Below are 26,238 nucleotides of genomic sequence, written 5' to 3' on the forward strand. Positions count from 1 at the left end.
CCACGCGCCGCTCGGACAACCGATTACCCGACAGCGACGGGCCTGCCCGCGACAGTCGCGTTCACCGACGCCGCTGATAGGACGTCGTCTAGGACCATGACCGCGCAGCCGGTGCGGGTGCCGCCGTCGGTCAGGGTGCCCGGCTCGATCCGCAGGTCGCGGGTCGCCGTGGCGGCCGCGGACTGGTAGATCAGCTCACGCATCCCCGCGACCAGCGGCTCGTACGCGCGCGCGAGGTCACCGCCGACGATGATCATCGCCGGGTTGAGCAGGTTCACCGCGGCCGCGACCACCCCGCCGAGGTGCCGCCCGGCCGCCCGGACCAGGCGCAGCGCGTCCGGGTCGTCGGCGCGGGCCAGGTCGGCCACGTCGAGCGCGGTGCCGACATTCCGGCCGAGCGCGGTCAGTTCGCGGACCAGCGCCCAGCCGCCTGCGACCGCCTCCAGGCAGTCGACACCGCCACACCGACACACCGCGCCGCCACCGTCCACGACCTTCGTGTGCCCGATCTCCCCCGCCGCGCCCATGGCGCCCCGGCGCAGGCCGCCGCCGGAGATGATCCCGGCGCCGATGCCGGTGGACACCTTGATCACCAGCAGGTCGTCGATGTCGGGGTGCGCGCGGTGCTCGGCGAGCGCGAGGGCGTTGACGTCGTTGTCGACCCGCACGGGGACGCCGTACCGCTCGGCGAAGAACGCGGGGATGTCGACATCGACCCAGGCCGACGGGCTGACGCTGCGGGTGGTGCCCGCTTCGACCGTGCCGGGCACGCTCACACCGATGCCCCGCAGCGGCCTGCGGCCCGCCAGCAGTCGGTCGAACGAGTCGGCCACCGCCGCCAGCACGACCGCCGGGTCGTCGGCCCACTCCACCGTCGCTGTCGCGAGGGCGCGGCCGGACAGGTCGCACACGGCCAGCTGACTGCGGCTCGCACCGAGTGCGGCGGCCAACACGACTCCGCCGTCGGCGTTGAACACCAGCCGCGTCGGCGGACGGCCGCCGGTCGACCCGCCCGCCGCGGTCTCCACTACCAAGCCCCGGTCGATCAACTGGTCAACCCGCAGCGTGACGGCGGTGCGCGACAGGCCGGTGAGTCTGCCCAGGTCGGCGCGGGTTTCGGCGAGGCCGCCACGGATGAGTCCGAACACCTCACCGGCGGACGCGCCCGGGGCCATGACTGGTCCTGCCGCCATCCCATCACTTCCTGTCCATCGGAGGTCCACTGAACACTAAAGTACTTTTAATACCTAAGGTTGCTTGTATCGATACAGAAGTCTGGCTAACCTGAACGCCGTGAGCACCCATCCCACCGTCGCCGCCGTGACCGCCCGCATCGCCGAGCGCAGCGCCGTGGGCCGCGCCGCCTACCTCGACCGAATCCGCGCCGCCTCGGCTCAGGGACCCGCGCGAGGATCGCTCGGCTGCGCCAACCTCGCCCACGGCGTCGCCGCCTGCGGCCCCGCCGAGAAGCTGACGCTGCGCGCGGCGGTGAAGCCGAACATCGCGATCGTGTCCGCCTACAACGACATGCTCTCCGCGCACCAACCGTTCGAGGCCTACCCCGCCATCCTCAAGCGGGCCATCGCCGAAGCCGGTGGTGTCGCCCAGTTCGCCGGCGGCGTGCCCGCGATGTGCGACGGCATCACCCAGGGCCGCGCGGGCATGGAGCTGTCGCTGTTCAGCCGCGACGTGATCGCCATGTCCACCGCGCTCGCCCTGTCCCACGACATGTTCGACGGCGCGCTGCTGCTCGGTGTGTGCGACAAGATCGTGCCCGGGCTCGTCATCGGCGCGCTGGCCTTCGGGCACCTGCCGACGATCCTGGTTCCGGCGGGCCCGATGACCTCCGGCCTGTCCAACGCGGAGAAGAGCCGCGTCCGGCAGCTGCACGCCGAGGGCAAGGTCGGCCGCGATGAGCTGCTGGCCGCCGAGTCGGCGGCCTACCACGGACCCGGCACGTGCACGTTCTATGGCACTGCGAACTCCAACCAGCTCCTGATGGAGGCGATGGGCCTGCACCTGCCCGCCGCCGCCTTCGTCAACCCGGGCACGCCGCTGCGCACCGCGCTCACCGAGGAAGCGGGCCGCCGCGTCCTCGACCTGACCCGCCTGGGCGAGAACTACACGCCCATCGGCGAGGTGATCGACGAACGCGCCGTCGTCAACGGCGTCGTCGCGCTGCTGGCCACCGGCGGCTCCACCAACCACACCATGCACCTGGTCGCGATCGCCGCCGCCGCCGGGATCACCCTGCGCTGGGACGACTTCGCCGAGCTGTCGGCCGTCGTGCCGTCGCTGACCCGGATCTACCCCAACGGCACCGCCGACGTGAACCACTTCCATGCCGCCGGCGGCACCACGTACCTGATCAGCGAACTCCTCGACGCGGGCCTCATGCACGCGGACGCCCGGGCCGTCGCGGGCGAGATGTCCGCCTACCGCGCCGAGCCGGCCCTGTGCGACGGCGGTGTCGTCTGGCAGGACGGCGTCGCCGAGAGCCTCGACAAGACCGTCCTGCGCGGCGTGGCCGATCCGTTCGCCCCCGACGGCGGTCTGCGGATGCTCTCGGGCAGGCTCGGCCGGGCGGTCATGAAGGTGTCGGCGGTCAAGGCCGAGCACCGGGTCGTCACCGCCCCCGCGCGCGTCTTCGACGACCAACAGGACTTCCTCGACGCGTTCCACGCGGGTGAGTTGTTCCACGACCTCGTCGCCGTCGTGCGCTACCAGGGCCCCAAGGCCAACGGGATGCCCGAACTGCACAAACTGACGCCCGCACTCGGTGTGCTGCAGGACCGTGGACACGCGGTCGCGCTCGTCACCGACGGGCGGATGTCGGGCGCCTCCGGCAAGATCCCCGCCGCCATCCACGTCACCCCGGAAGCCGCCGACGGCGGCCCGCTGTCGCGGCTGCGCGACGGCGACCTCGTCACCGTCGACGCCGAGACCGGCACCCTCGACGTCCTCGCCGACCTCGACGCGCGAACCCCTGAGCCCCGCGAACCCAACTCCCCCACCGGAACCGGCCGCGAACTGTTCGCCGCCTTCCGCGCCGCCATCGGCCCCGCCGACCAGGGTGCCACCGTCTTCGGAACGGAGACCGCGTCATGAGTTCGGTCCTCGACCTGTCCCCCGTCATCCCGGTCGTCGTCATCCGCGACGCCGATGACGCCGTGCCGCTCGCGCGGGCGCTGCTGGCTGGTGGTGTGCCGGTCATCGAGGTCACCCTGCGGTCCAAGGCCGCACTGGCGGCCATCGAACTGATCGCGACCGAGGTCCCCGAGATGGTGGTCGGCGTCGGCACCCTCACCACCCCGGAGCAGGTGGAGGCGGCGACCCGCGCGGGGGCGAAGTTCCTGATCAGCCCCGGCGGCACGCCCCGGCTGCTCGACGCCATGGCCGACACCGGGCTGCCGCATCTGCCGGGCGTCGCCACGGTCTCGGAGATGATGGCGATGCTGGACCGCGGGCTCACGGAGATGAAGTTCTTCCCGGCATCGGCCGCGGGCGGCCCCGACTACCTGCGCGCCGTGGCGGGCCCGCTGCCGCAGGTGCGGCTGTGCCCGACCGGCGGCATCACCGAGGCGACCGCCCCGGACTACCTGGCTCTGCCCAACGTCGGCTGCGTCGGCGGCTCCTGGATCGCCCCCACGAACGCGATCGTCGACGGTGACTGGGCTGCCATCGAGGCCGCGGCCAAGGCCGCGGCGGCACTGTGACCGGCCGAACCTGCTGAGGCGCCACTCGCCCTCAGCAGGTTCGGCTTCACCGGCAGGTCCACTGACGACCCGAGCGAGCATCAGGACACTGGCAACTCCGGGGCGAGTGAGTTGCCCGCGGGAATCCGACCGCAGTCTGACGGAGCCGCCTTGCCCGCGAACCGGTCGTTGAGCCACAGGATCGCCTCGGGCGCCCAAGCGACTGTCGCGGTGCCGTGCTCGAGCAGGTCGTACTGGGAGTATTTGATCGAGGCGTTGCCGGTGGCGCAGTATTGCCTGGCGAGCGCTCGCACGTCGCCTGCCACCATCACGCCGTCGCCGGTTCCGATGCCGGGGAGATTGCTGAACGTGCCTGCCAGCACGCCGGCGTTGCCCTGGCCGATGAAGCCGGGAATCGTCGGCATGGGCGCCTGACCGAGGTTGATCTTGTTGATCGCCTCGACGAGCTCAGGCACCGAGTTCGGGTCGGCGTACTCCGGCTTCACGATATTCGACCAGGTCAGCCACGGGTACTGGGCGAGCACGTTGACGATCGACGCGCGCTGGAGTTTCCCGAGCAACTCCCAGCCCGTGGCGTTGAGGTAGGGCGTGAAGTCGATGCCGTGGAAGCGGGCGACCCCGATCCGAACGACCGAGGCGAAAAGAGGGTGTTGCCTGGAGGACAAAGCGGCAGTGCTGTCGATTGGCGACACCGGGGTTGGGACCTCTTGCGATTGCCCATTGGTGATCGGTCACCCGAGCAATGCGTGCTCCCACTCCGGAGTGCATTGCTCGATGTAGACCGCGTCGGCCCGCCAGGACGTGCCGTGCCCGTCGCGCCACAGTCGCGTCCAAGGCTGGGTTCCCGCGGCGGCTTGGGCGGCGAGGAAGGTGTGCATGGATTTGGCGCGGGAAGCGAGCAGAGGGATGAGGTCGCGGCGTTGGGCCTCGTCGAGCCGGTAGGCGTCGACGAACACCCGAACACGGCGCCCGGCGTCGACCCGATTCCACTGGGGCTCGGCCGACAACGGCACGAAGCCGTGGAGCGCGTACGCGATGTCCCACAGGCGGGTGCCCGGCGCAGCGGTGTCCCAGTCGATGAACGCCCAGTGCGGATCGCCGATGACCAGGTTCCATGGTGCGAGGTCGTGGTGGGCGATGATGTCGGACCCGTTGGCCGGAATGAGGACTTGCCACCGCGCGTCGGGTGGGGGAACGAAGCCGGCGACCGCGTCATGGAAGTCGCGGGTGATCCGAGCGACACGTGCGAGGCGTTCGTCGGGGTCGAGCAGGTCGAAGTGGTCCGGCCAGGGCACGGTTCCCGGCAGGAAGCTCAGTACTTCCCGATTCTTCTCGTCGATCCCCAATGGCTTCGGAGCACCGACAAACCCGACCGCGTGCAGGTGGGTGAGCAGCAAGTGCACAGCGGGCGTCCAGGGACCGGTGGGGCGGCGCACGGTCTGCCCGATCCGAACCACCCCAGTGGTCGCGTTTCCACCGCGGAGGGGGATCTCGTCGTGTCCCATGGCGATCATCCTGGCAGGCCATGTGGGGCTTCGCACCCACTGACAGCCCGATGCCCTTGGCCTGTCAGCCCGTCCGAACCCGTTGTTGCCCAATGGCAGTGGTGCTACTGATGCGTCGAAGGCGCGAGGTTCTCGGGTTCCACTGTGGAGTAGTCGAACCTCGCCGCGTTCGACGTCGCGGGCACCCCGCTGCCGCTGGGAAACAACTCGTTCGGCCGCGGCTGACCAAGCAGGCGCCGGGGTCCCCGCAGCGGAGCCGCGGCGCTACCGCAGCGCCAGGTGCGCCTCGATGTACGGCGTGGCGAACGACTCCTCGATGGGGATCGAGGTGTTGAACGCGGGATGCACGTTGACCTCGAACACCACGCCGCCGTCCACCAGCGCGAGGTCCACACCGCCGAGGTTGAGCCCCAGCGACTTGGTGGCCGAGACCGCCAGCTGGTGCAGTTCCGGAGGTAGCTCATCGAGGGTCAACCTGGTCGAGACCGCGCCTCGGGTCTCGTTGCACGGCGCGTCGGGTTGGGCCTGCACGTGCTCGCAGGCGTAGACCACGCGCCCGTCGAGCACGACGACGCGGAACTGCTGGCGCACCCCGTCGGCGGTGAAGTTGTTCGCGTCGCGGGCCATCAGCCAGCCGAGGCCGGATTCGCCGTAGTAGCGGGTGGCGGCGTGCAGCTGCTCGTCGGTGGTGACGTGGAAGACGTCGTTGCCGCCCATGCCGACGACCGGGCGGGCCCAGACGTCGCGGCCCAGACGCTCGAAGACCGCGGCGGGGTCCGCGTCCGCGGTCACGCTGATGGTCTCCATCTGCGCGATGCCGTCGCGGGTGAACCGCTCGACGGTGAGGTCCTTCTCGGTTGCCACCCGCCAGGCCTCGACGTCGGTGCCCAAGGAAGCGGCCCCGAACGCGTGCAGCTGCCGCTGGGCGGCCTCGAACCCTCGGCGTTTCTCCGGTGGTATCTCGTAGATGACCAGAGCCGAGGGTCTCACCACCAAATTCTCGGCGGGAACCGCAAGCTGGAGTTCGCCGTCGACGGCGGTCACCTTGCCGCTCCCACCTGGGAAGAAGTGTCGTGCGTCGATCGAAACCGGAGGTTTTCCGGTGAGCCGCTCGGCGGCGCGGGACAAAACCTTGCGGCTGCCCTCTCTCGAGCTGTGATCAGTCATCAGCACCAAAACGCTCGAGTCCATACCGACATGGAACAGCACTGGCGGCACGGGGGCCACGGCGGCCTGGTCAAGCGGCCGTTCCGCTCCCACTTCCTTGTTGTCTACAAAGGACTTCCCTGGCCGTCGAAAGCACCGTGCCGTCCAGCCCCTTCGGCGAAACGGGTCGCGCCCGCGAGGGTGTCGGCGGACAGGGACACCAAGCCGTGGCTGAACTCGTTGGTGAGGGCGACCCGCTCGTCGAGTCCCTCCTGTTCCAACACCGACAGCCGGTCCTGCCGCATGCAGGTCTGGGGGAACGCGGCGATCCGCGCCGCCAACTCCTGCGCCGCGGCCAGCACGCGGTCGTCCGGGACGACCCGGTTGACCAAGCCGATCCGCAGGGCTTCCGCCGCGTCCACCGGGCGGCCGGTCAAGATCAGGTCCATCGCGACGCTCGTGCCGATCAGCCGCGGCAGGCGCACCGTCCCGCCGTCGATCAGCGGCACGCCCCAGCGCCGGCAGAACACCCCGAGAACGGCGGATTCCCCAGCGACCCGCAGGTCGGCCCACACGGCCAACTCCAGCCCGCCCGCCACGGCGTGCCCGTTGATCGCCGCGATGACCGGCTTCGACAGCCGCATCCGGGAGATCCCCATCGGGCCGTCGCCGTCCGGCGTCGCCCGGTTTCCCTGCCCGGTGCTGATCGCCTTGAGGTCGGCGCCCGCGCAGAACGTCCCGCCTTCCCCGTAGAGGACGGCGACCGAGGCCGACGGGTCCGCGTCGAAGGCGCGGAAGGCCTCGGCGAGCGCGGCCGCGGTCGGGCGGTCCACGGCGTTGCGCACCTGGGGCCGGTTGATGCTGATCGTGGTCACCGCGGCGTCCCGGGTGACCTGTACCGCCTCTGCCGCCTCAGACACTGTCGCCTCCTCGTCGAGAGCCGCAGACTAGCGCAAATTGACATCGCTAGACATATCATTTGTAATACGTACGATTTGGAACGCACACTTCTGGAGGTCGGCCGTGGTCAGGACCCTTGCGGGCAAGACGATCGTCATGTCCGGCGGCAGCCGGGGCATCGGACTGGCCATCGCCCTGCGGGCCGCTGAGGACGGCGCCAACGTGGTCCTGCTCGCGAAGACCGCGACGCCACACCCGAAGCTGGAAGGCACCGTCTTCACCGCCGCCGAGGAAATCGAGAAGGCGGGCGGCAACGCGATCGCCGTGGTCGGTGACGTCCGCGAGGACGCCGACGTCACCGGCGCGATCAAGCAGGCGGTGGACCGCTTCGGGGGCGTCGACATCGTGATCAACAACGCCAGCGCGATCGATCTGACGGGCACCGAGAAGCTCGACATGAAGCGCTACGACCTCATGCAGGACATCAACACCCGGGGCACGTTCGCCCTGAGCAGGGCCGCCATCCCGCACCTGCGCGCCGCGGCGAACCCGCACATCCTCACGCTGTCGCCACCGCTGAACCTGGCCCCGCACTGGGTGGGCGCGCACCTCGGCTACACGCTCGCCAAGTACGGCATGAGCCTGTGCACGATCGGTCTGGCGGAGGAATTCAAGGCCGACGGCATCGCCGCCAACTCGCTGTGGCCCCGCACCCTGATCGACACCGCGGCCGTGCGGAACCTCCTGGGCGGTGCCGACCAGTCCCGCAGCCCCCAGATCGTCGCCGACGCCGCGCACGCGATCCTGGTCCGCGACTCCCGCGAGTGCACCGGCAACCACTTCGTCGACGACGACGTGCTCGCCGAGGAGGGAATCACCGACCTGTCGGCCTACCGCGCCGCTGGTGCCACCGGTGACCTCGCCCTCGACATCTTCCTCGACGCGACCTGATCCGAGTCACGGCGAGACCCCACGCCCGCGCCGCCCGCCTACGCGGACGCCTGCCGCGAAGTCGGCAGCTTCCTCGACGCGGGCTGGTCCCGGATCGCGTCGAACGCGGCGGGCAGCGTGGTGCCGGAGGACAGCTTCGTCAAGATCCGGTGCAGCGCCTTGCGGTCGGCCGACGACAGCTCCGCGAAGGCCTGGTCATCGAGTTCGCCGAGGCGTTCGTTGGCGCCCGCGAGCGCCGTCCGGCCGCTCTCGGTGATCTCCACCAGGTACCGCCTGCGGTCGCCCGGGTCGCGCACACGGGCGGCGTGGCCCGCGTTCTCCAGGTCGTCAAGGCTGCTCACCATGGTCGCCGGGTCGATCCGCAGGTACGCGCCGAGGGCGAGTTGGGGCGTGGGGCCGTTGTCGGCGAGGGCCTGCAGGATGCTGTAGTGCCGCACCCGCAGGCCGGGCAGTTCCTCCTCGGCCAGCCGGAACATGACCTGACCCAGCTTCACCAGCAGGCAACTCGTGTGGTCGCCGACCGTCCCGGGGACCAGTGGCTGCGGCTCGGTCATCGTTCACCCTGCTCATCGTTCGGCCTGCGTACGGTCTGATCGTACGTGGTGCCGACCGCGCTATCCCTTACCGGCGGAACCTCTGGTCGTCGTCCAGTGTCGTCGAGCAGGTGATGGGCGCTCCGGCCGCGGGCGCCTTGTTCTCGGTGAGCGTCTTCGTCTTCGGGCTGCCGAGGTCCTTGTCCAGGACGATCTTGCACCCGACGACCGCGCCGTCCGCCGGGGTGACGACGAGCTTGGCCTGGCGGCCCGCCGGGATGATCACGTCGCGGCTCCACGGCGCCGCCGTCGGGGCCTCGTCGGTGCGGGTGGTCGGGTCGGCGGTCCGGTGCTGCCCGTCGGGCACCGCCGTGTACTCGACCTTGCGGATGCCGCCCGCGCCCTCCACCGTCACCTCGTAGGTGATCGCGTAGGAGTCGACCTTGCGCGTCCGGAACGCGTCGTAGGCGAGCACGACACCGACGCCCACCACGGCCACGGCGAGGAGGACGAGCACGGTCGTGATCACGGACTTGCGGGTCATTGGTTCCCTCTTCCTGGCTTGGCTGCCCTGAATCAACCGGGCGTCGCCGCAGGTCACCAGCCGAAACGCGGATCGACACCCGAAGGGGTTCGAAACCGGTGGAGATTTTTTCCCCAACCACGTGTGAGATCCGGTAGGGCGGGGTAACTAGCGGCTGGACTTGGTCCCCACCGTCTTATTCGGCCCGCCGTCGGGCACCCCGGGCCCCGACTGACCGTGATGGTCGTCGGGGCCTGGTGTATTTCCGGGATCAGATGATCGCCGAGTCCACCGAGTCGGCCGTGATCAGCACCTCGAGCATCTCGGTGATCTCCAGGATCCGGCGGGCGGAGGTCTCCGCACCCGGGACGACGACGAACGGCACGCCGGTCTCACACCCGCGCTCGTGCGCGGTGAGCAGCACGGTCAGGCCCGCGGAGCCGAAGAAGGTCACGCCGCTGAGGTCGGCGACCAGGCGCCGGGCATCGCCGAGATCGGCCGCCGCGGCGAGCACGCCTTTGAGTTCCGCGGCCGTGGCGAGGTCGACTTCACCTTCGACCCGCACGAGGACCGAGTCGCCTGCGCGTTCGGTGGTCGTGTTCATCGGAGCCTTGGTCATCGGGGACGCCTCCAGCGCGCTGGAACCAGCAGTCGTGCCTGAGTTCGGGACACACGATCCCGGCGAAGGGTATAGGTTCCGCCCCGGTCCGCCCTTCAGCCGGGGATCACCGCACCTGGATGCCGACGATGCAGGCGTCGTCGTCGGTGTCGGCGTCGCAGTGCAGCAGCAGCCGGTCCAGCCGCTGGTCGAGGTCGACCGCGGAGGTGCTGACGATGTCGAGCAGGTGGTCGAGGGAGTCGTCGAGGGACGCGGTGCGCCGCTCGATCAGCCCGTCGGTGTACATCACCAGGACATCGTCCTCGCGCAGGTGCACCTCGCCCAGTTCGTACTCGGCGTCGGCCTTCACGCCCAGCAGCAGCCCCTTGAGCATCGGCAGCGTGCTCGCGTGGCCGTCGCGGACCAGCACCGGCGGCAGGTGCCCGGCCCTGGCCCAGCGCAGCACGCGCGTCTCCGGGTCGTAGAGGCCGCACAGCGCCGTGGCCAGCACATGGTCGGCGAGGTTGCCCGCGACGTTGTTGAGCCAGGTCAGCAGCTGGTTCGGCGACGCGCCCGTGGCGGCGAGTCCGCGCAGGGCGTTGCGGAGCACGACCATGCCGGTGGCCGCGTCGATGCCGTGGCCCGCGATGTCGCCGACGGAGATCAGCAGCTGGCCCGACGGCAGGACCACGGCGTCGTACCAGTCGCCGCCGACCAGGTGGTCTTTCTCCGCCGGCCGGTACCGCACGGCGATGCGCAGGTCGGGCAGCTCGATCGGGTCGTGCGTGGAGGGCATGATGGCCCGCTGCAGCTGCAGGGCCAGCCGGTTGCGCTCGGCGGACTCCTGCTCGGTGAGGACGAGCTGGTCGCGGGTGGCCGCGAGCGCGACCTCGGTCCAGTGCTGCGCGGAGATGTCCTGGTAGGCGCCGCGCACGGCGACGAGCCCGGAACTGGGGTCGAGCAGCGGCTCGGCGATCACCCGGCTGTGCCGGTAGGCGCCGTCGGGCCTGCGCATCCGGAACACCGTGGACGCCGGGCGGCCGTGGTGCAGCAGCGTGCGCAGGAACCGGGTGATGGTCGCCGAGTCGTCCGGGTGGGCGTGCTCGGCCAGGTCGGCCAGCGGGATCGGGCCCTCGGTCTCGGGCAGCCCGTAGAGCCCGTACAGCTCGCTGGTCCAGGTGATCTCGCCGGTGATCTTGTCCTCGTCGAAGCCGCCGACCTGGCTGAGCCGCTGGGCGTGGCCGAGCAGGATCGTCGACTTCGCCGACTCGTCCTGCGGCCGCCAGGTGATCAGCACTCCCCCGCCGACGCGGCTGACGCTCAGCGCCTCCAACTCGGTCAGCGGCGGCTGGTCGATCGACACGCTCAGCGCGAGCCGCTCGGCGCGAAACGGCGCGCCGGTGGCGTGGACCTCGGCGACGGTGTCGAACAGGCCCGTCTCCCCCGCGGCCGTCGGGTAGGCCTCCAGCAGGGTCGCGCCGACCACCGACTCGCGCGGCCTGCCGTCGGGGTCGACGAACCGGGCGTTGGCGTGGTGGACGCGGAAGTCGGTGACGGCGCTCCCCTCGTCCAACTCGGGCACCAGGACGATCGCCGGGTCGAGCATGGCGTCGGCGAGCGCGGTCAGGTCGGCGCGCGGCGCGTCGGCCGCGGCCTCCGGCCGGGTCTCGATGGCGTGCCCGCACAGCTCGGCCAGCGCGTCGATTTGGCGGACCACCTGCGGTGGCTGCGTGGGCATCGCCATCGGCCAGCAGATCTCCAGGACGCCGCGGATGTGGCCGCCCGAGGTGGCCAGCGTCGCCACCCGCCCGCCCTCGCGGAACTGCGCGCCGCCGATGGACGGCAGGACACCAGAGTCGCCGCCGCGGATCCAGATCGTGCGCCTGCTGGTGAGCGCGCTGCTCGCCGCGGTCGTGACCCCCGGAGGGACGTAGTGCCAGCGTTCGATCTCGTCGGGGTTGAAGCCGACCGCGCCCGCCAGCCTCAGCGAGGCGTCGAGGTCGACGGTCCACACCGCGGCGGCGGTCGCGCCCAGTGGCGCGAGGGCGTGTTCGAGTATGGCCTCGGTCACGGCCTGGACGTCGCCCGCGGCCAGCACCCCGCTCTCGGCGGTGCGCAGCCGGGCGCCGACCTCGGGTGGCGGGTCGGCGATCTCGTCGAGCAGGAGCTGGGCGAAGCCGTCGCGCGCGGTGCGGTTGACGATGTCGGCGGCCAGCTCGGCCTGGGACAGGCCCGCCTGCTCGGCCAGGGTGCTGACTTGCCGGGCCGCCTCGGCGGGCCCGATGTGCAGGCGCTCGACCAGCACGCCCTTGGCCAGCTCGATCAGCCCGCGGGTGTCCGCGCCGATCCGTGCCCGGTCGACCTGCGCGCGCAGGCCGCGCACCGTCTCAGCCAGTCTCTCCAGCCCGGCAGTGGCGTTGTCGCCGTGCTCGCCCACCCGCCCCTCCACCTCGAGCGGCTGCTGCGGCTCAGTGGGCGTGTGCACGAAATCGGCTCCCGTTGATGGTCGTCAGCCCCGCAGGCTGTCCTGGATGCGAGTGATCAGGTCGTGTGCGTCGACCGGTTTGGTGACGTAGTCGTTGGCGCCCGAGGCGATCGTCTTCTCCCGGTCGCCCGGCATGGCTTTGGCGGTGACGGCGATGATCGGCAGGTCGGCGTATTCGGCCATGTCGCGGATCGCCGTGGTGGCCGCGAAGCCGTCCATCTCCGGCATCATGATGTCCATCAGGATCAGGTCGATGTCGGTGTGGTGGGCGAGGGTCTCGATGCCCTTGCGGCCGTTCTCGGCGTGCAGGACACGCATGCCGTGGGTCTCCAGGATGCCCGTGAGGGCGAAGACGTTGCGGGCGTCGTCGTCGACGACGAGGACTGTGCGCCCGGCCAGGTCGCCGCGGATCGGCTGCGGTGACGGGCTTTCGCCGATCCGGTCGGGCCGGGCCAGTGGCAGCACGTCGCCCGCCTGGTCGGCGTTGAGGTGCAGCGCGATCCGCTCGCGCAGCTCGTCGAGGCTGGAGAGGAACTCCATCGGCCTGCTGCCCGCGCGCGCCTGCAGGCCGCGCTCCTGTTCGACGTCGAGCCGCCGGTTGTTGTGCGCGAGCACGGGGATGCCGCGCAGCTCGGGGTAGCTGTCCATGACCTCGAGGAACCGGACCGCGTCGGCCAGGTCGAGTTCGAGGACGACGCAGTGGCAGGGCCCGCCCGCGAGCGCGTCGGCGGCCTCGGCGGCGCTGACCGCGCTGAGCACGGCGATGGGGCCACGCGGGTCGTTGAGGTCGTGGCTGGCGCCGAGGTCGGCGACCGCGCTCTCGGCGACCAGCGACAGCAGCCCCGGCCGGTGTTCCTCGATGACCAGCAGCCTGCGCTGGCGGGAGGCGGCGTCCGGGGAGTCGTCCTCCTCGACAGCGGGCTGTGTCAGCGAGTCGGCCGGGATCTCCTGGAAGTCGGGGTGCGCGACCGGCAGGAACAGGGTGAACGTGCTGCCCATGCCCGGTGCGCTGGTCGCGGTGAGCGCGCCGCCGATCAGGTAGGCGATCTCGCGGCTGATCGACAGGCCGAGGCCGGTGCCGCCGTACTTGCGGCTGGTGGTGCCGTCGGCCTGCTGGAACGCGCCGAAGATCGATTCGAGCTGCTGCTCGGCGATGCCGATGCCGGTGTCGATCACCCGGAAGGCGATGGCCGGGCCGTGGATGCTGACCGACGCGGGCAGCTCGGTGGGCGAGGCGGACTCGATCTTGAGTTCGACGCCGCCGCGCTCGGTGAACTTCACCGCGTTGGACAGCAGGTTGCGCAGGACCTGGCGCAGCCGGGCGTCGTCGGTCAGCACCTCGGCGGGGACGTCGGACCCGGTGTTGATCCGGAAGTCGAGGTTCTTCTGCGTGGTGAGCGGCCGGAAGGTGGCCTCGACGTAGTCGAGCAGGCCGGTGAGCTCGATCCGCTCCGGGCTGACGTCCATCTTGCCCGCCTCGACCTTGGACAGGTCGAGGATGTCGTTGATCAGCTGCAGCAGGTCCGAGCCCGCCGAGTGGATGATGCCCGCGTACTCGACCTGCTTGGCGGTGAGGTTGCGGGTGGGGTTCTGGGCGAGCAGCTGGGCCAGGATGAGCAGGCTGTTGAGCGGGGTGCGCAGCTCATGGCTCATGTTGGCCAGGAACTCCGACTTGTACTTCGACGTCAGTGCCAGCTGGTGGGCGCGGGCTTCGAGTTCCTGGCGGGCCTGCTCGATCTCCAGGTTCTTCGTCTCGATGTCGCGGTTCTGGCTGGCCAGCAGCGCGGCCTTCTCCTCCAGCTCCGCGTTCGACAGCTGCAGCTCCTCCTGCCGGATCTGCAGCTCGCTGGAGCGGGCCTGCAGTTCGGCGGCGAGCCGCTGGGACTCGCCGAGCAGTTCGTCGGTGCGGGCGTTGGCGACCAGGGTGTTGACGTTGACCCCGACCGTCTCCATCAGCTGTTCGAGGAAGTCGCGCTGGATCTGGGTGAAGCTGCGCACCGAGGCCAGCTCGATCACGCCGAGGACCTGCTCCTCGACCACCATCGGCAGCACGATCAGGCTCGTCGGCGCCGCCTGGCCCAGGCCTGAGGAGATGGTGACGTAGCCGGGCGGGACATCCTCGACGGCGATCGTGCGCCTGCTGCGGGCGGCCTGCCCGACCAGGGACTGGCCGAACCGGAAGCGCACCGGCTCGCTGCCGTTGCCCGCGGTGCCGGGGTGTCCGTAGGAGCCGATGAGCCGCAGCTCCTGGCCGTCGGCGCCGTCCTCGGCGAGGTAGAACGCGCCGTACTGGGCCGAGACCAGCGGGGCCAGCTCGTCGACGATGAGTTCGGCGACCAGCGCGATGTCGCGGCGGCCCTGCATCAGCCCGGACATGCGGGCCAGGTTGGACTTGAGCCAGTCCTGGTCCTGGTTGGCCCGGGTGGTCTCGCGCAGCGAGCCGACCATCGAGTTGATGTTGTCCTTGAGCTCGGCGACCTCACCGGAGGCCTCGACGGTGATCGACCGGGTCAGGTCGCCCTCGGCGACCGCGCTGGTGACCTCCGCGATGGCACGCACCTGGCGGGTCAGGTTCCCGGCCAGTTCGTTGACGTTCTCGGTGAGCCGCTTCCAGGTGCCGGACACGCCCTCGACCTCGGCCTGGCCACCGAGGCGGCCCTCGCTGCCCACCTCGCGGGCCACCCGGGTGACCTCCGCGGAGAAGCCGGACAGCTGGTCGACCATCGTGTTGATCGTGGTCTTGAGTTCGAGGATCTCGCCGCGGGCGTCGACGTCGATCTTGCGGGTCAGGTCGCCCTGCGCGACGGCGGTGGTGACCTGGGCGATGTTGCGGACCTGGTTGGTCAGGTTGTTCGCCATGAAGTTGACGTTGTCGGTCAGGTCCTTCCAGGTGCCCGCCACGTTCGGCACCCGGGCCTGCCCGCCCAGTTGGCCCTCGGTGCCGACCTCGCGGGCGACGCGGGTGACCTCGTCGGCGAACGCGGAAAGCGTGTCGACCATCGTGTTGATGACCTCGGCGAGCGCGGCGACCTCACCCTTGGCCTCCACGATGATCTTCTGCGACAGGTCGCCCCTGGCCACCGCGGTGGCGACCGTGGCGATCGAGCGCACCTGGCCGGTCAGGTTCGACGCCATCACGTTGACGTTGTCGGTCAGGTCCTTCCAGGTGCCCGACACCCCGCGCACGGTGGCCTGGCCGCCGAGGTTGCCCTCGGTGCCGACCTCGCGGGACACGCGGGTGACCTCGTCGGCGAAGGCGGAGAGCTGGTCGACCATCGTGTTGATGGTCTCTTTGAGCTCCAGGATCTCCCCGCGCGCGTCGACCCGGATCTTCTGCGTCAGGTCGCCTCGGGCGACGGCGGTGGCGACCTCGGCGATCGAGCGCACCTGGGCGGTCAGGTTGTCGCCCATGACGTTCACCGACTCGGTGAGGTCCTTCCAGGTGCCCGCCACGTTCGGCACCCGGGCCTGGCCGCCCAGCCTGCCCTCGGTGCCGACCTCACGGGCCACGCGCGTCACCTCGTCGGCGAACGCGGAGAGCTGCTCGACCATCGTGTTGATGGTCTCCTTCAGTTCGAGGATCTCCCCGCGCGCGTCAACCTCGATCTTCTGCGACAGGTCGCCCTTCGCGACAGCCGTCGTGACCTGGGCGATGTTGCGGACCTGGGCGGTCAGGTTGCCCGCCATGAAGTTCACCGAGTCGGTCAGGTCACGCCAGGTGCCGGACACGCCCTTGACGTCGGCCTGACCGCCGAGCAGGCCTTCGGTGCCGACCTCGCGGGCCATACGGGTGACCTCGTCGGCGAACGACGAGAGCTGGTCGACCATCGTGTTGATCGTGTTCTTCAGCTCGAGGATCTCGCCCCGGGCGTCGACGTCGATCTTCTGCGACAGGTCGCCCTTCGCGACAGCCGTCGTGACCTGGGCGATGTTGCGGACCTGAGCCGTCAGGTTGCCCGCCATGAAGTTCACCGAGTCCGTCAGGTCACGCCACGTGCCCGAGACTCCCTTGACGTCGGCCTGACCACCCAGTCGGCCCTCGCTGCCCACCTCGCGGGCCACCCGCGTGACCTCGTCGGCGAACGACGAGAGCTGGTCGACCATCGTGTTGACGGTGTCCTTGAGCTCCAGGATCTCGCCCCGGGCGTCCACGTCGATCTTCTGCGACAGGTCGCCGCCCGCCACCGCGGTCGCCACCTGGGCGATGTCGCGGACCTGGCGGGTCAGGTTGCCCGCCATGGCGTTCACGGAGTCGGTGAGGTCTTTCCAGGTGCCGGAGACGCCGGGCACCTCGGCCTGGCCGCCGAGCTGGCCCTCCGTGCCGACCTCGCGGGAGACGCGGGTGACCTCGGAGGTGAACAGGGAGAGCTGGTCGACCATGCCGTTGAACACAGCGGCGATCTCGCCGAGCAGGCCGTCGGCGTGATCGGGCAGGCGGGTGCCGAAGTCGCCGTCGCGGACGGCGGTCAGTCCCGCCAGCAGCTGGCGCAGTTCCGACTCGCCGACCTTGCCGATGCCTCGGCCCGCCCGCGCGCGTGTCGCGGACTCGGCAGTCGTGTCACCCATGTCCCGTCCGTTCGCTCGTCCGCTCGGCGCGTGGACGCCCGTCGCCACCTTGCACGCGGCAGGCGAATGACGCTACACGCTGGTCACATTCTGCTCCCCAGAACGCAAACTGGGGGCAAGGGGTCAGCCCGGCTCCTCCGTCACTCGGACTGCCAGTTCTGCAGCGAACGATTCCAGAAGTCGGCCGACAGCAGGTACTCCCCCGCGCCGAGCGGGTCCTGGAACGACGAGAGCTGCTCCCCGTTGTGGGCGGCGCGGCCCGCGACGAACCGCGCCAGCCAGCACGGCAGGAACAAACCGGCCATGGTGAGACCGAGCGACCAGGAGAAAAGCGCGGTGCGCCATCCGCTCGCCCTCGCCCGCGCGGGTGAGTCGGGTCTGGTGTGTTTACCGAGGAGCTGCTTCGCGTCACTTTCCAGGCCCGCCTCCGACGGCCGCTTCGATTCCGGCGATCCGCGCTGAATAAGCCAGATCGTGGCCATGACGAACAGGAAGAACTGCGGATATTCGGACTGCCAGTTCTCCGCCACGTCGACGGCGAAATCGGAGATGTGAGGTAGTCGCCGAGCCCGACCGCGTCGAGGTCGTGGCTCAGCCGCTTGTTGTTCATGTCCGCGTGACCGGCGAACGCCTGCCCGATCAGGGCACCCAGGAACAGTGCGCCGAACCCGAGCGTCAGCCCGTTGTCGCGAAGGAAGCGCCGCATGCTCCGCTCCTCCAAGTCGTCACTGCCGGGTCCGTCACTTCAGGTCTCTGTCCGGGGCGACGCCCGCTGGACGACGGACCGACCGTACAAGGACCAGCCGCCCTCCGCTTGACCACCCGAGCATCCGCTAGGCCGGATGGAGCAGTTGTCGCGGCTGAACAACGACCGTAACGGATGCGTGTGTCTAGTTAAGAGATTCACTCGATATAGTCGGCTCACATTGACACGTACAGCCCATTAAGATAGCTCTCTGTATGAGACAAATCGCTCGACTACCTTGATCGGGTGAATAAACAATGACTCCCGTCACATTCTTTCAGGCGAATCGAAAATTCACTTCCCGGAAACTTTCCGGTCTCCGGGATTGGCGTTGCTGACCAACGGGCCGGTCCAGCTGGCAACCTCCGGCGGCAGTGTCGAACCGCGAACGCTGCGGCTCCCCCAGCACGCCGGGGCCGGGCAGTGGTACCCCCAGCGGCACCGGTGGGCCGACCGCGAGACCTGGGCGCGTGAGGTCGCCGACGTCCTCGCCGCGGGCGAGCGCTCACGCCGAGCGCCGGTCGTGGCGGTGATCCGCTTCGCCGAACGCGACCGGATCGTCTCCCGGTTCGGCCATCAGGGGCTCGCCCACATCCACGACCAGACCGCGGCCATGCTGAGCGCGGACCTGTCCCGGCACGAGCTGATCGGGCTCGACGGCGAGGACGGGATCGCCGTGCTGCTGCGCGGGACCGCCGACCGGCAGGTCGGCCGCAGGCTCGGCGCCATGGCGACCCGGATCAGCCGCACCGAGATCCGGCTCGGCCGCGACAGCGTGCAGGTCACGCCCATCTGCGGCTGGACCAGCGCGCGCCCCGACACCGGTGTGCCCGCCCTGTTGCGTCAGGCCCAAGAGGCCGTCATGGTGGCGGTGCCGTCGGGCTTGATCGCGATCAGCCTGCTGTACAAGTGCTGGGCGGTCTACGTGCGCGGGTTCCCGGTCGAGGGCTGGTCGATCTGGTTCAATCCGGTGGCGAAGCTCGACATCTTCGCGGTCGGCATGCTGCTGGCGGTGGCGTCCGCGGCGGGGGTGCGGTGGCCCAACGCAGCGGTGCGCACCCTGGTCGGGCTCTCCGGCGGCGCGGTCGTCGCCGCGGGCGTGTGGCTGCGCTACGCGCACATGCCGGACACATTCACCCACACGTTCTTCGGCACGGGCATCATGCTGCTCATCGCGGCGACGGCGTTGAGCACGGGACGTGGCCCGTACTGGCTGCGGTGGCCGCCGATGCTGTCGCTGAGCATGGTCAGCTACAGCCTCTACATCTGGCACGAGCCGCTGCTGCGGGTGCTCGGCGGCGCCGGTCTGCTGCCTGCTCCGGCGGGCGGTACGACACCGTTCCTGGTGACCGCCGCCCTGCTGCTCGGGGTGTCGACCCCGGTGGCGTACCTGAGCTATTGGCTGATCGAGGTCCCGGCCCAGCGGATCATGGGCGCGTTCGACGCCGGTGGCCGCTCCCGCGAGTACTACGCACCGCTGCCGGATCCGCGTTCGGCGTGAGTTGTCACTTCCGGATAAGTCCTCACACAGCAGTCCACCCGGCCCGCAGTAACCGCGCGGTGATCGATTTCCACATTGCTTCATGCGGTCTGAACAGCGGATTCACTCGGTATGTTGACCGTTGGGAACGGGGCGTCGAGGCGACGGGAATCAGGGATGCAACGACCGCGCATCAGTGTCGTCGGCCTGGGCAAGTCCTATGGCCCGGTGACCGCGCTGGTCGACGTCAACCTCGCGGTCGGCCCCGGCACCATCCTCGGCATCCTTGGCCACAACGGCGCGGGGAAGACGACCTTGGTCGACATCCTCGCCACCCGCACCCTTCCCTCCTCGGGAACGGCCACGGTGTGCGGCTTCGACGTCGTCGAGGCGGGCCACCTGGTGCGCAAGTGTATCGGCATGTCCGGCCAGTTCGTGGCCGTCGACGAGACTTTGAGCGGCCGCGCCAACCTGATCCTCATCGCCCGCCTCCTGGGCGCGGGCGCCCGCCGGGCCGCGGCCCGGGCCGATGAGCTGATCGAGATGTTCGACCTCGTCCAGGCCGCGAACCGCAAGGCCGCCACCTATTCCGGCGGCATGAAGCGAAGACTGGACCTGGCGGCGAGCCTGCTGGGCAAGCCGGACGTGCTGTTCCTCGACGAACCCACCACGGGCCTGGACCCGATCAGCCGCGGCGAACTGTGGACGTTCGTCGAACAACTCGCCGCCAACGGCACCTCGGTCGTGCTGACCACCCAGTACCTCGACGAGGCCGACCGGCTGGCCCGCGACATCATCGTGTTGGCGGGCGGGCACATCGTCGCCCGGGGAACGCCGGCGGAACTCAAGGCCAGGGTCGGCACCCGGTCGGCCAAGGTCACCTTCGCCGACCCGTTCACCACCCGCCGCGCGGCTGACGCCCTGATGTTCGCCGGCATGGCGCCGCTGGCCGACGAACCGCTGTGCGCCATCACGGTCCCCGTCGCCACCGGCCGCGAAATCTCGGCACTGGTGCGGGCTTTGGACACCTGGTCGGTCATCCCCCTCGACCTGACCGTCACCGAACCCACCCTGGACGACGTCTATATTGCTCTGCACCGCGCCGCCCGGAGCCCGGTATGAGCCGCCACGCACTTCGAACCAGGGGCCGCGACGACGACACCGTCCAGCTCTACCTCGGCAGGCGAGTCGGCTGGGCGGGAAGCACCGTGCCCACCCAGATCAGAGTCCTGACGCTGCGCTCCCTGCGCACCGCCTTCGGCGACTACCGGTTGGTGTTCTTCGGCCTGCTGCAGCCGGTTGTGATGCTGCTGCTGTTCAGCCAGGTCTTCAGCGGCATCGGCACCCTGCCCGGAGTCGTGGAGTATCAGGGCTACATCAACTATTTGATGCCCGCCACCCTGGCGAACATCGCGATGACCACCGCGATGAGCTCGGGTGTCGGAATGCTGACGGAGATCTACACCGGCTTCATCGGCAGGCTCAGGACAATGCCGATCAGCCTCTTCTCCGTCCTGGTGGCCAGAACCCTGGCTGACGCGGTGCGGTTGGCCGTTCAGGTGGTGGTGGCGATCGCGGTCGCGGTGGCGGTTCTGGACTTCACCCCGGCGGGAACGGGCGGAGTGGTCGCGGCGGTGGCGCTGACGATCGTCTTCGGCTGGGGCATGGGCTGGCTCTTCGTCGCTTTGGCGACGTGGCAGGGTAAGCCGGAGACCATGCAGGCCATCTCGTTCATCGTGATGTTCCCGCTGATGTTCGCCTCCAGCGCTTACATGCCGGTGGAAGCGATGCCGGGGTGGATCAAGGTGGTCTCCACGGTCAACCCGGTGACGTACGCGATCGACGCGATCAGGGCCCTGTGCCTGGGAAAGCCGGTGGGCTGGGCACTGGCGGCGGCGATCGGACTGGTGGCGGCCACGGCCACGGCGGGCGCGGTCATCGCCGCCCGCAACTTCCGGCGCACCCGGTAAACCCGCGAGTCGCCCCTCCAAGCAAGTGAGTGTGTCGTTCGGGCAACCGAGTTCGACATTCACGTGGCGAACCTAAGCTGCCCACGTCACCCGGCGGCGTTCCCGCCAGCGTGAATGTCGAACTCGGTTGCCCGAACGACACACTCACTTGCTTGGAGGGGCGACTCGCGGGTTGAAATGGAACGCGGCCGAACACAGCCAGAGCTATGCCGGCGCCTGCGCCCCCTCAACCTTCTGACAAGTCGGGGCAGCCTTGAAAGCGGCCGCAAGCTCAGGGTTCTCCTTGAGATCCTTGGCGGGCCCCTCAGCGTTCGTCAGTGTCGCCATCACCTTGGAGATGTCCGAGATCGCCGCCTGGAACGTCACCTGGTCCGTCACCGCGGCGGCCTGCAGCTTCGTCTTCGCCGTGTCGATCGTCGACTTCGTCGTCGTCAACGTCGTCATCGCCTTGTCCAGCGTGGCCTGTCCGTCCTTGACCGGCGGCGAACCGGCGGACTTGAGCCCGTCGGAGACTCCGACCAGCGCCTCCGACAGGTGGCCCAGGTAGACGACGAGGCTGTCCTTCGCGGCCTGCGGGTTGCTCGGATCGACCGCGGGCAGCTGCTGCAGCTTCCCCGCACCCGCCTCGATCGTCTTGCAGACGCTGTCAGACCAGGCGATCGCGGGATCGTTGGCCTTGTCATCATCCGAGCCGCACCCGGCGAGCGCGGTACAGGCGGACGCGGTCACCGCGACCGCGGCGACAAAACGTCGAATCATGGTCGGCTTCCTTAGGGGACGTCGGCAAGATCGGAAACGGGCGCCGCCCGGCCGGAAAGAATTCCGCCGATCGCGCCGTTGCCAGGGAAACGGACGTTACTGGCGGGTTGCGATCGGCGGCAAGCATCACACCACGGGGGTGAGCGGTATTTATCAACAACCAACAGAAAGACGCCCGGGGCTTGTCCATCGCGGCTACCCGACCGGAAGGCACCCGGTCGACGTCGACAACAATCGTTGTTGTTCGGATCGCACGACTCCGGCGGCACCTGCATCACTATCGCTCAAGAAAGCGCGGAACGGCTTCACCCGATAGGAGGCAGCTCCGGAAAATGGCCATCGTAGTTTGACACAAACCGGCCGCCGAACCTACCGTCGTACACAGCTGACTTCCGGCAGACTTCCGGCCATTTGGCCGACGGATATGTTTCGTTAAATCACCTCCAGGGGGCGATGATGGCCGCTGATCGGGTTACGCGGACCCAGGACCGGGCCACCGCGTTGTGGGCTTCGCTGCCGCGCGACTTGGTGGTGAAGTTCCACCCGATGGTCGGCAGGCTGACCCAGGACATGATTCGCGAGATCCAGCACGCGGTGCCTGAATACGCGCGCCCGCTCAAGGGGCATTTCGGCGCGATCATGACCGCCGGGGTGGAGCAGGCGGTGCTGCGCATCCTCGACACCGTCGGCGTCGGCGGGTCGCAGAACGAGAAGTGGGCGGCCATGTTCCGCCAGCTCGGGCGGGTCGAGTTCACCGAGGGCCGCAGCCTGGACTGCCTGCAGACCGCGTACCGGGTGGGCGGCCGGGTCGCCTGGCGCCATGTCGCGGCGTGGGGTCAGCAGCAGCGGCTGCCGACAGCGATGTTCACCGTCGCCGCGGAAGCGATCTTCGCCTACGTCGATGAGATCTCCGGCCTGTCGATCGAGGGGTACACCGCCGCCCAGGCGGAGTCCGCCGGGGTGGTCGAGCGTCGTCGGCAGCGGCTGCTGGACCTGCTGCTGGCCGACGAGCCCGCGTCGCCGAAGGCGGTGGCCGCGCTGGCGGGCCAGGTGGGCTGGCAGGTGCCCGACGGGGTCTCGGTGATCGTCGTCGAGCACGCCGACCTGCCTGACGGCGACTGGGGCACACCGACCCCGCCGGAGGTGCTGCTGGATCTCGACGGCGACGTCCCGTGCGTGATCAGCGCCGATCCCGACGCCCACCTGCCGCTGCTCACCGAGCGGCTGCGCGGCAGGCGGGTGTGCGTGGGCCCGGTCGTCCCGCTGGCCGCGGCGCCGTCGTCGCTGCGGTGGGCGCGGCGCGCGATGGACCTCGTCGACCGCGGGGTGCTCCCCGACCGCGAGGTCCTCTGGTGCCGCGACCACCTGTCCACGCTGTGGCTGCTCGGCGACGAGTTCCTGATCGAACAGCTCTACGAGCGCGCTCTGGCGCCGCTGACCGGGTTGACCGACAAGCAGCGCACGCGGGCCTCGGAGACGGTGCTGGCCTGGCTGGAGACCCGCGGCAGCGCCCCGGAAATGGCCGACCGGCTCAACATCCACCCGCAAACCGTGCGTTACCGCATGAAACTGGTGGAGAAACTGTTCGGCGACCAATTGGACGACTCGACATCCCGACTGGACCTGGAGATCGCACTGCGCGCGGGCAGGCTGCTCCGCGCGAAGCAGGACAAACAATTGAAAGTGCTGCGCTGACCAAGCGGGACGAAAGTCCGGTCGCCTGCTGTGTCGGAATGACAAGGTCTCGACACTATTCTCCAAAACCGGATGGATCATCACGCTCGGCATTCCCCGCCGGCCACCCCGCCGGTATGTTCGAACAGCACTCGTGAATGTTGTGTCCGAGTGTGATCGATTTTTTTCCTGGCCGTCATGCGCGGCGAAACATAGGTGATGGAGGTCGAGGGTGGCGAATACGCGATCCGGCTCGAGTGGTGTCCAGTCGGGTCGGCCGGTGCGGATCGCCTTCGATTCCCTGTTGGCGGCCACCCAGCCCGGCGGCGGCGGGACCGCCCTGGTCGACCTGTGGTCACAGTTGCCCCGCGGCTTGGCCCCCCTGTTCCGGCCCGGCGTGCCCGACCTGGTCCGCGAGATCCTGTCCGAGATCAACACGACGATTCCGGCGCTGGCCAAGCCCGCCGAGAGCGCCATCGGAAAGTCGATCCTCGAAGGCATCCACCGAGCGATCCTGCAGTTCCTCGACCGCCTGGCCGACCCGTCCACCCCGCAGGACCACCACGCGCAGCTGTTCCGCGACTTGGGTCTGCACGAGATCTACGAGGACCCGATCCTCGACGTGCTGCAGACCGCGTACCGCGTCGGCGCCCGAGTGGCGTGGCGGCACATGGCCAAGGTCGGCGAACGCGCCGGTGTGTCCACCGCGACCCTCTGCCTGCTGGCCGAGGCGATCTTCGCCTACATCGACGAGCTGTCCGCGCTGTCCGTGGAGGGCCACGCCTCGGCCCGCGCCAACGCCCTGGGCACCCTGGAACGCAGACGCAGGCAGCTGCTCGACGGCCTGCTCTCCGCCGACGGCGACCCGAAGCGGCTCCCGCTGCCCCGGTTGGCCGAGTCCGCGCGCTGGCCGGTCCCCCACCAGGTCGTCGCCGTGGCGCTCAAGCCCGCGGAGGACATCACCGACTTCCCCAACCCGTCGGTGGACCCGCGTTTCCTCGTCGACCTCGACAGCCCCGAACCGTGTCTGCTCACCGGCGAGGACGACCAGTCCCTCCTCAAGCAGCTGGCGGACGACCTCCCCGGGTGGCGAATAGCCGTCGGTCCGGCCGTGACCCCGGCCGAAGCGGGCAACTCCCTGCGCTGGGCCCGACGCATGCTGACCCTCATCGACAGCGGCGAACTCCCCGACTCCCCGGTCACTTGGTTCGAACACCACATGTCGGCACTGTGGCTGCTCAACGACCCGTTCCTGGTCGGCGAGATCTCCGAGCGGGCGCTGGCCCCGATGACCGGGCTGACCGTGAAGCAGCGCGGCAAGCTCAGCGAGACACTGCTGATCTGGTTGGAGACAAAGGGAAGCGCCCCGGAGATCGCCGCCATGCTCGACATCCACCCGCAGACCGTGCGGTACCGCCTACGGCAACTCGAACGCCTCTTCGGCGACCGCCTCGCCAGCCCCGATGCCCGCTTCGCCCTTGAGGTGGCCCTGCGCTCCAGGCGTGCCACGCTCCAAGCGACCGAAGACGACGACTAGTTGTACTGACCACGGAGGTTGGGTACGGGGCGACACGTGATCGGATGATGTTGGATGGGTGAGGGCCTCCGGGTTCGGTGTGGATTACGACATCTGCACCGACCGAGGAGGCCCTCATGTGCCACCGTAACGCCCCGCTGACTGAGACCGGCAGACTGCGTCTGGCCCGGTGCGTCGTGGACGAGGGCTGGCCGTTGCGGCTGGCCGCGCAACGCTTCCAGGTCGCGGTCACCACCGCGTCCCGGTGGGCCGGCCGCTACCGCGATGAGGGTGTGGCGGGCATGGTCGACCGGTCCTCACGCCCGCGTACCAGCCCGCACCGGACCCTGTCGCGCACTGAACGGCGGATCATCAAGGTTCGGCTGGCCCGCCGGTGGGGACCTGCCCGGATCGCCTACCTGCTTGGCCTGAACCCGTCCACGGTGCACCGGGTTCTGCTCCGCTACGGCCTGGCCAGGCTGGCGCATCTAGACCGCGCCACCGGCCGGCCGATACGCCGCTACGAACACGCCGCCCCCGGCGACCTGGTGCACGTCGACATCAAGAAACTGGGCAACATCCCCGACGGCGGCGGCCACAAGGTTCACGGCCGCGCCGCCGGCACCCGCAACAGCGCCGCCCACCGCGATCCCGCTCGGCCTCGCACGCACAGCAACCGCGCCAACCTCGGCTACAGCTACCTGCATAACGCCGTGGACGATCACAGCAGGCTGGCCTACACCGAAATCCTGCCTGACGAGACCAAAGAGACCGCCACCGCCTTCTGGGGCCGGGCACAGTCGTTCTTCACAGACTGTGGGATCACCATCGCGCGAGTGCTCACCGACAACGGCTCCTGCTACCGCTCACGACTCTGGCGCGACACGCTGCGCGAGGCGAACATCGTCCACAAACGCACCCGCCCCTACCGGCCCCAGACCAACGGCAAAGTGGAACGGTTCAACCGCACCCTGCTCGACGAATGGGCCTACAACCAGCCCTATCGCACCGAGACCGAGCGCCGAGCTGAGCTACCGCGATGGCTGCACACCTACAATCACCACCGCGGCCACACCGCACTCGCCGGCAAACCACCCGCCAGCCGCGTCCCCAACCTCTCGGGGCAGTACAACTAGTCCGCCTCCCCGGAATTCAAAGGGTGGTCACCGGT

20 protein-coding genes and 1 pseudogene are annotated in these 26,238 nt (G+C 69.5%); 9 read left to right on the top strand and 12 right to left on the bottom strand.

Annotated elements, in window-relative coordinates; translation table 11 throughout:
- Nucleotides 1-23: 23 nt before the first annotated feature.
- Nucleotides 24-1,193 (bottom strand): ROK family protein, encoded by a 1,170-nt coding sequence (locus ACUZ2Y_RS06365; RefSeq protein ID WP_476327856.1) that lies wholly within the window; start codon nt 1,191-1,193, stop codon nt 24-26.
- A 100-nt stretch (nt 1,194-1,293) separates the two neighbouring features.
- On the opposite strand from ACUZ2Y_RS06365, the gene edd reads away from it, so the two are divergent.
- On the top strand, nt 1,294-3,108 hold the full coding sequence (gene edd / locus ACUZ2Y_RS06370; protein WP_476327858.1) for a phosphogluconate dehydratase: 1,815 nt from the start codon (nt 1,294-1,296) through the stop codon (nt 3,106-3,108).
- Entirely contained in the window at nt 3,105-3,716 is a 612-nt protein-coding gene (gene eda, locus ACUZ2Y_RS06375; RefSeq protein ID WP_476327860.1) for a bifunctional 4-hydroxy-2-oxoglutarate aldolase/2-dehydro-3-deoxy-phosphogluconate aldolase, read from the top strand. The genes edd and eda overlap by 4 nt, the downstream gene beginning before the upstream one ends.
- Before the next feature lie 80 nt (nt 3,717-3,796).
- Here eda and ACUZ2Y_RS06380 read toward each other — a convergent pair whose 3' ends face one another.
- The 4 genes from ACUZ2Y_RS06380 to ACUZ2Y_RS06395 form a co-directional block, all read right to left on the bottom strand.
- Entirely contained in the window at nt 3,797-4,381 is a 585-nt protein-coding gene (locus tag ACUZ2Y_RS06380; RefSeq protein ID WP_476327862.1) for a lipase family protein, read from the bottom strand.
- Nucleotides 4,382-4,447: 66 nt separating this feature from the next.
- On the bottom strand, nt 4,448-5,221 hold the full coding sequence (locus ACUZ2Y_RS06385) for a phosphotransferase enzyme family protein (protein WP_476327863.1): 774 nt from the start codon (nt 5,219-5,221) through the stop codon (nt 4,448-4,450).
- 264 nt (nt 5,222-5,485) lie between these two features.
- Nucleotides 5,486-6,265 carry an ATP-grasp domain-containing protein gene (locus ACUZ2Y_RS06390; RefSeq protein ID WP_476327865.1) on the bottom strand — a complete coding sequence of 260 codons (780 nt, stop codon included), beginning with the start codon at nt 6,263-6,265 and terminating at the stop codon, nt 5,486-5,488.
- A 227-nt stretch (nt 6,266-6,492) separates the two neighbouring features.
- Nucleotides 6,493-7,287 (bottom strand): crotonase/enoyl-CoA hydratase family protein, encoded by a 795-nt coding sequence (locus ACUZ2Y_RS06395; RefSeq protein WP_476327867.1) that lies wholly within the window; start codon nt 7,285-7,287, stop codon nt 6,493-6,495.
- Nucleotides 7,288-7,390: 103 nt separating this feature from the next.
- On the opposite strand from ACUZ2Y_RS06395, the gene ACUZ2Y_RS06400 reads away from it, so the two are divergent.
- Nucleotides 7,391-8,218, top strand: a complete 828-nt coding sequence (locus ACUZ2Y_RS06400; RefSeq protein ID WP_476327869.1) for an SDR family oxidoreductase — start codon at nt 7,391-7,393, stop codon at nt 8,216-8,218.
- A gap of 38 nt (nt 8,219-8,256) precedes the next feature.
- Here the strand turns inward: ACUZ2Y_RS06400 and ACUZ2Y_RS06405 are convergent, their stop codons facing one another.
- The 6 genes and pseudogenes from ACUZ2Y_RS06405 to ACUZ2Y_RS06430 all read right to left on the bottom strand — a co-directional run bounded on the left by ACUZ2Y_RS06405 (nt 8,257) and on the right by ACUZ2Y_RS06430 (nt 17,629).
- Nucleotides 8,257-8,772, bottom strand: coding sequence for a MarR family winged helix-turn-helix transcriptional regulator (locus tag ACUZ2Y_RS06405; protein ID WP_476327871.1), 516 nt, complete (start codon nt 8,770-8,772; stop codon nt 8,257-8,259).
- A gap of 67 nt (nt 8,773-8,839) precedes the next feature.
- Nucleotides 8,840-9,295: a hypothetical protein gene (locus ACUZ2Y_RS06410; protein ID WP_476327872.1), complete on the bottom strand. Its 456-nt coding sequence runs from the start codon at nt 9,293-9,295 to the stop codon at nt 8,840-8,842.
- Nucleotides 9,296-9,545: 250 nt separating this feature from the next.
- A complete protein-coding gene (locus ACUZ2Y_RS06415; RefSeq protein ID WP_476327874.1) occupies nt 9,546-9,893 on the bottom strand; it encodes an STAS domain-containing protein in 348 nt (115 codons plus the stop codon).
- A gap of 106 nt (nt 9,894-9,999) precedes the next feature.
- A complete protein-coding gene (locus ACUZ2Y_RS06420; protein WP_476327876.1) occupies nt 10,000-12,357 on the bottom strand; it encodes a SpoIIE family protein phosphatase in 2,358 nt (785 codons plus the stop codon).
- Nucleotides 12,358-12,381: 24 nt separating this feature from the next.
- A complete protein-coding gene (locus tag ACUZ2Y_RS06425) occupies nt 12,382-16,923 on the bottom strand; it encodes a HAMP domain-containing protein (RefSeq protein ID WP_476327878.1) in 4,542 nt (1,513 codons plus the stop codon).
- A 140-nt stretch (nt 16,924-17,063) separates the two neighbouring features.
- Nucleotides 17,064-17,629: pseudogene (locus ACUZ2Y_RS06430) on the bottom strand (DUF6766 family protein).
- A gap of 364 nt (nt 17,630-17,993) precedes the next feature.
- Between ACUZ2Y_RS06430 and ACUZ2Y_RS06435 the strand changes: the two are divergent.
- The 3 genes from ACUZ2Y_RS06435 to ACUZ2Y_RS06445 all read left to right on the top strand — a co-directional run bounded on the left by ACUZ2Y_RS06435 (nt 17,994) and on the right by ACUZ2Y_RS06445 (nt 21,118).
- Nucleotides 17,994-19,169: an acyltransferase family protein gene (locus ACUZ2Y_RS06435; RefSeq protein ID WP_476327880.1), complete on the top strand. Its 1,176-nt coding sequence runs from the start codon at nt 17,994-17,996 to the stop codon at nt 19,167-19,169.
- Between the two features lie 156 nt (nt 19,170-19,325).
- The gene (locus ACUZ2Y_RS06440) at nt 19,326-20,270 is read left to right on the top strand and encodes an ABC transporter ATP-binding protein (protein WP_476327882.1); all 945 of its coding nucleotides are present in this window, start codon (nt 19,326-19,328) and stop codon (nt 20,268-20,270) included.
- The gene (locus ACUZ2Y_RS06445) at nt 20,267-21,118 is read left to right on the top strand and encodes an ABC transporter permease (protein WP_476327884.1); all 852 of its coding nucleotides are present in this window, start codon (nt 20,267-20,269) and stop codon (nt 21,116-21,118) included. Before ACUZ2Y_RS06440 ends, ACUZ2Y_RS06445 begins: the two co-directional genes overlap by 4 nt.
- A 204-nt stretch (nt 21,119-21,322) precedes the next feature.
- On the opposite strand, the gene ACUZ2Y_RS06450 is transcribed toward ACUZ2Y_RS06445, so the two are convergent.
- The gene (locus ACUZ2Y_RS06450) at nt 21,323-21,877 is read right to left on the bottom strand and encodes a hypothetical protein (protein WP_476327886.1); all 555 of its coding nucleotides are present in this window, start codon (nt 21,875-21,877) and stop codon (nt 21,323-21,325) included.
- A gap of 456 nt (nt 21,878-22,333) precedes the next feature.
- Between ACUZ2Y_RS06450 and ACUZ2Y_RS06455 the strand changes: the two genes are divergently transcribed.
- The 3 genes from ACUZ2Y_RS06455 to ACUZ2Y_RS06465 all read left to right on the top strand — a co-directional run bounded on the left by ACUZ2Y_RS06455 (nt 22,334) and on the right by ACUZ2Y_RS06465 (nt 26,203).
- Nucleotides 22,334-23,572: a PucR-like N-terminal domain-containing protein gene (locus ACUZ2Y_RS06455; protein ID WP_476327888.1), complete on the top strand. Its 1,239-nt coding sequence runs from the start codon at nt 22,334-22,336 to the stop codon at nt 23,570-23,572.
- Nucleotides 23,573-23,831: 259 nt separating this feature from the next.
- Nucleotides 23,832-25,088 (top strand): PucR-like N-terminal domain-containing protein, encoded by a 1,257-nt coding sequence (locus ACUZ2Y_RS06460; protein ID WP_476327890.1) that lies wholly within the window; start codon nt 23,832-23,834, stop codon nt 25,086-25,088.
- 116 nt (nt 25,089-25,204) lie between these two features.
- Entirely contained in the window at nt 25,205-26,203 is a 999-nt protein-coding gene (locus ACUZ2Y_RS06465; RefSeq protein WP_476327892.1) for an IS481 family transposase, read from the top strand.
- Nucleotides 26,204-26,238: the final 35 nt, after the last annotated feature.

The sequence above is a fragment of the Actinokineospora sp. UV203 genome (assembly GCF_056323665.1).

What these genes read in the sequence shown, in the direction of transcription:
- ACUZ2Y_RS06445 (WP_476327884.1), top strand. Translation starts at nt 20,267, where the DNA reads ATGAGCCGCCACGCACTTCGAACCAGGGGCCGCGACGACGACACCGTC.
- ACUZ2Y_RS06450 (WP_476327886.1), bottom strand. Translation starts at nt 21,877, where the DNA reads ATGATTCGACGTTTTGTCGCCGCGGTCGCGGTGACCGCGTCCGCCTGT.
- eda (WP_476327860.1), top strand. Translation starts at nt 3,105, where the DNA reads ATGAGTTCGGTCCTCGACCTGTCCCCCGTCATCCCGGTCGTCGTCATC.
- ACUZ2Y_RS06440 (WP_476327882.1), top strand. Translation starts at nt 19,326, where the DNA reads ATGCAACGACCGCGCATCAGTGTCGTCGGCCTGGGCAAGTCCTATGGC.
- ACUZ2Y_RS06385 (WP_476327863.1), bottom strand. Translation starts at nt 5,221, where the DNA reads ATGGGACACGACGAGATCCCCCTCCGCGGTGGAAACGCGACCACTGGG.
- ACUZ2Y_RS06410 (WP_476327872.1), bottom strand. Translation starts at nt 9,295, where the DNA reads ATGACCCGCAAGTCCGTGATCACGACCGTGCTCGTCCTCCTCGCCGTG.
- ACUZ2Y_RS06365 (WP_476327856.1), bottom strand. Translation starts at nt 1,193, where the DNA reads ATGGCGGCAGGACCAGTCATGGCCCCGGGCGCGTCCGCCGGTGAGGTG.
- ACUZ2Y_RS06415 (WP_476327874.1), bottom strand. Translation starts at nt 9,893, where the DNA reads ATGACCAAGGCTCCGATGAACACGACCACCGAACGCGCAGGCGACTCG.
- ACUZ2Y_RS06455 (WP_476327888.1), top strand. Translation starts at nt 22,334, where the DNA reads ATGGCCGCTGATCGGGTTACGCGGACCCAGGACCGGGCCACCGCGTTG.
- ACUZ2Y_RS06465 (WP_476327892.1), top strand. Translation starts at nt 25,205, where the DNA reads ATGTGCCACCGTAACGCCCCGCTGACTGAGACCGGCAGACTGCGTCTG.
- ACUZ2Y_RS06425 (WP_476327878.1), bottom strand. Translation starts at nt 16,923, where the DNA reads ATGGGTGACACGACTGCCGAGTCCGCGACACGCGCGCGGGCGGGCCGA.
- ACUZ2Y_RS06405 (WP_476327871.1), bottom strand. Translation starts at nt 8,772, where the DNA reads ATGACCGAGCCGCAGCCACTGGTCCCCGGGACGGTCGGCGACCACACG.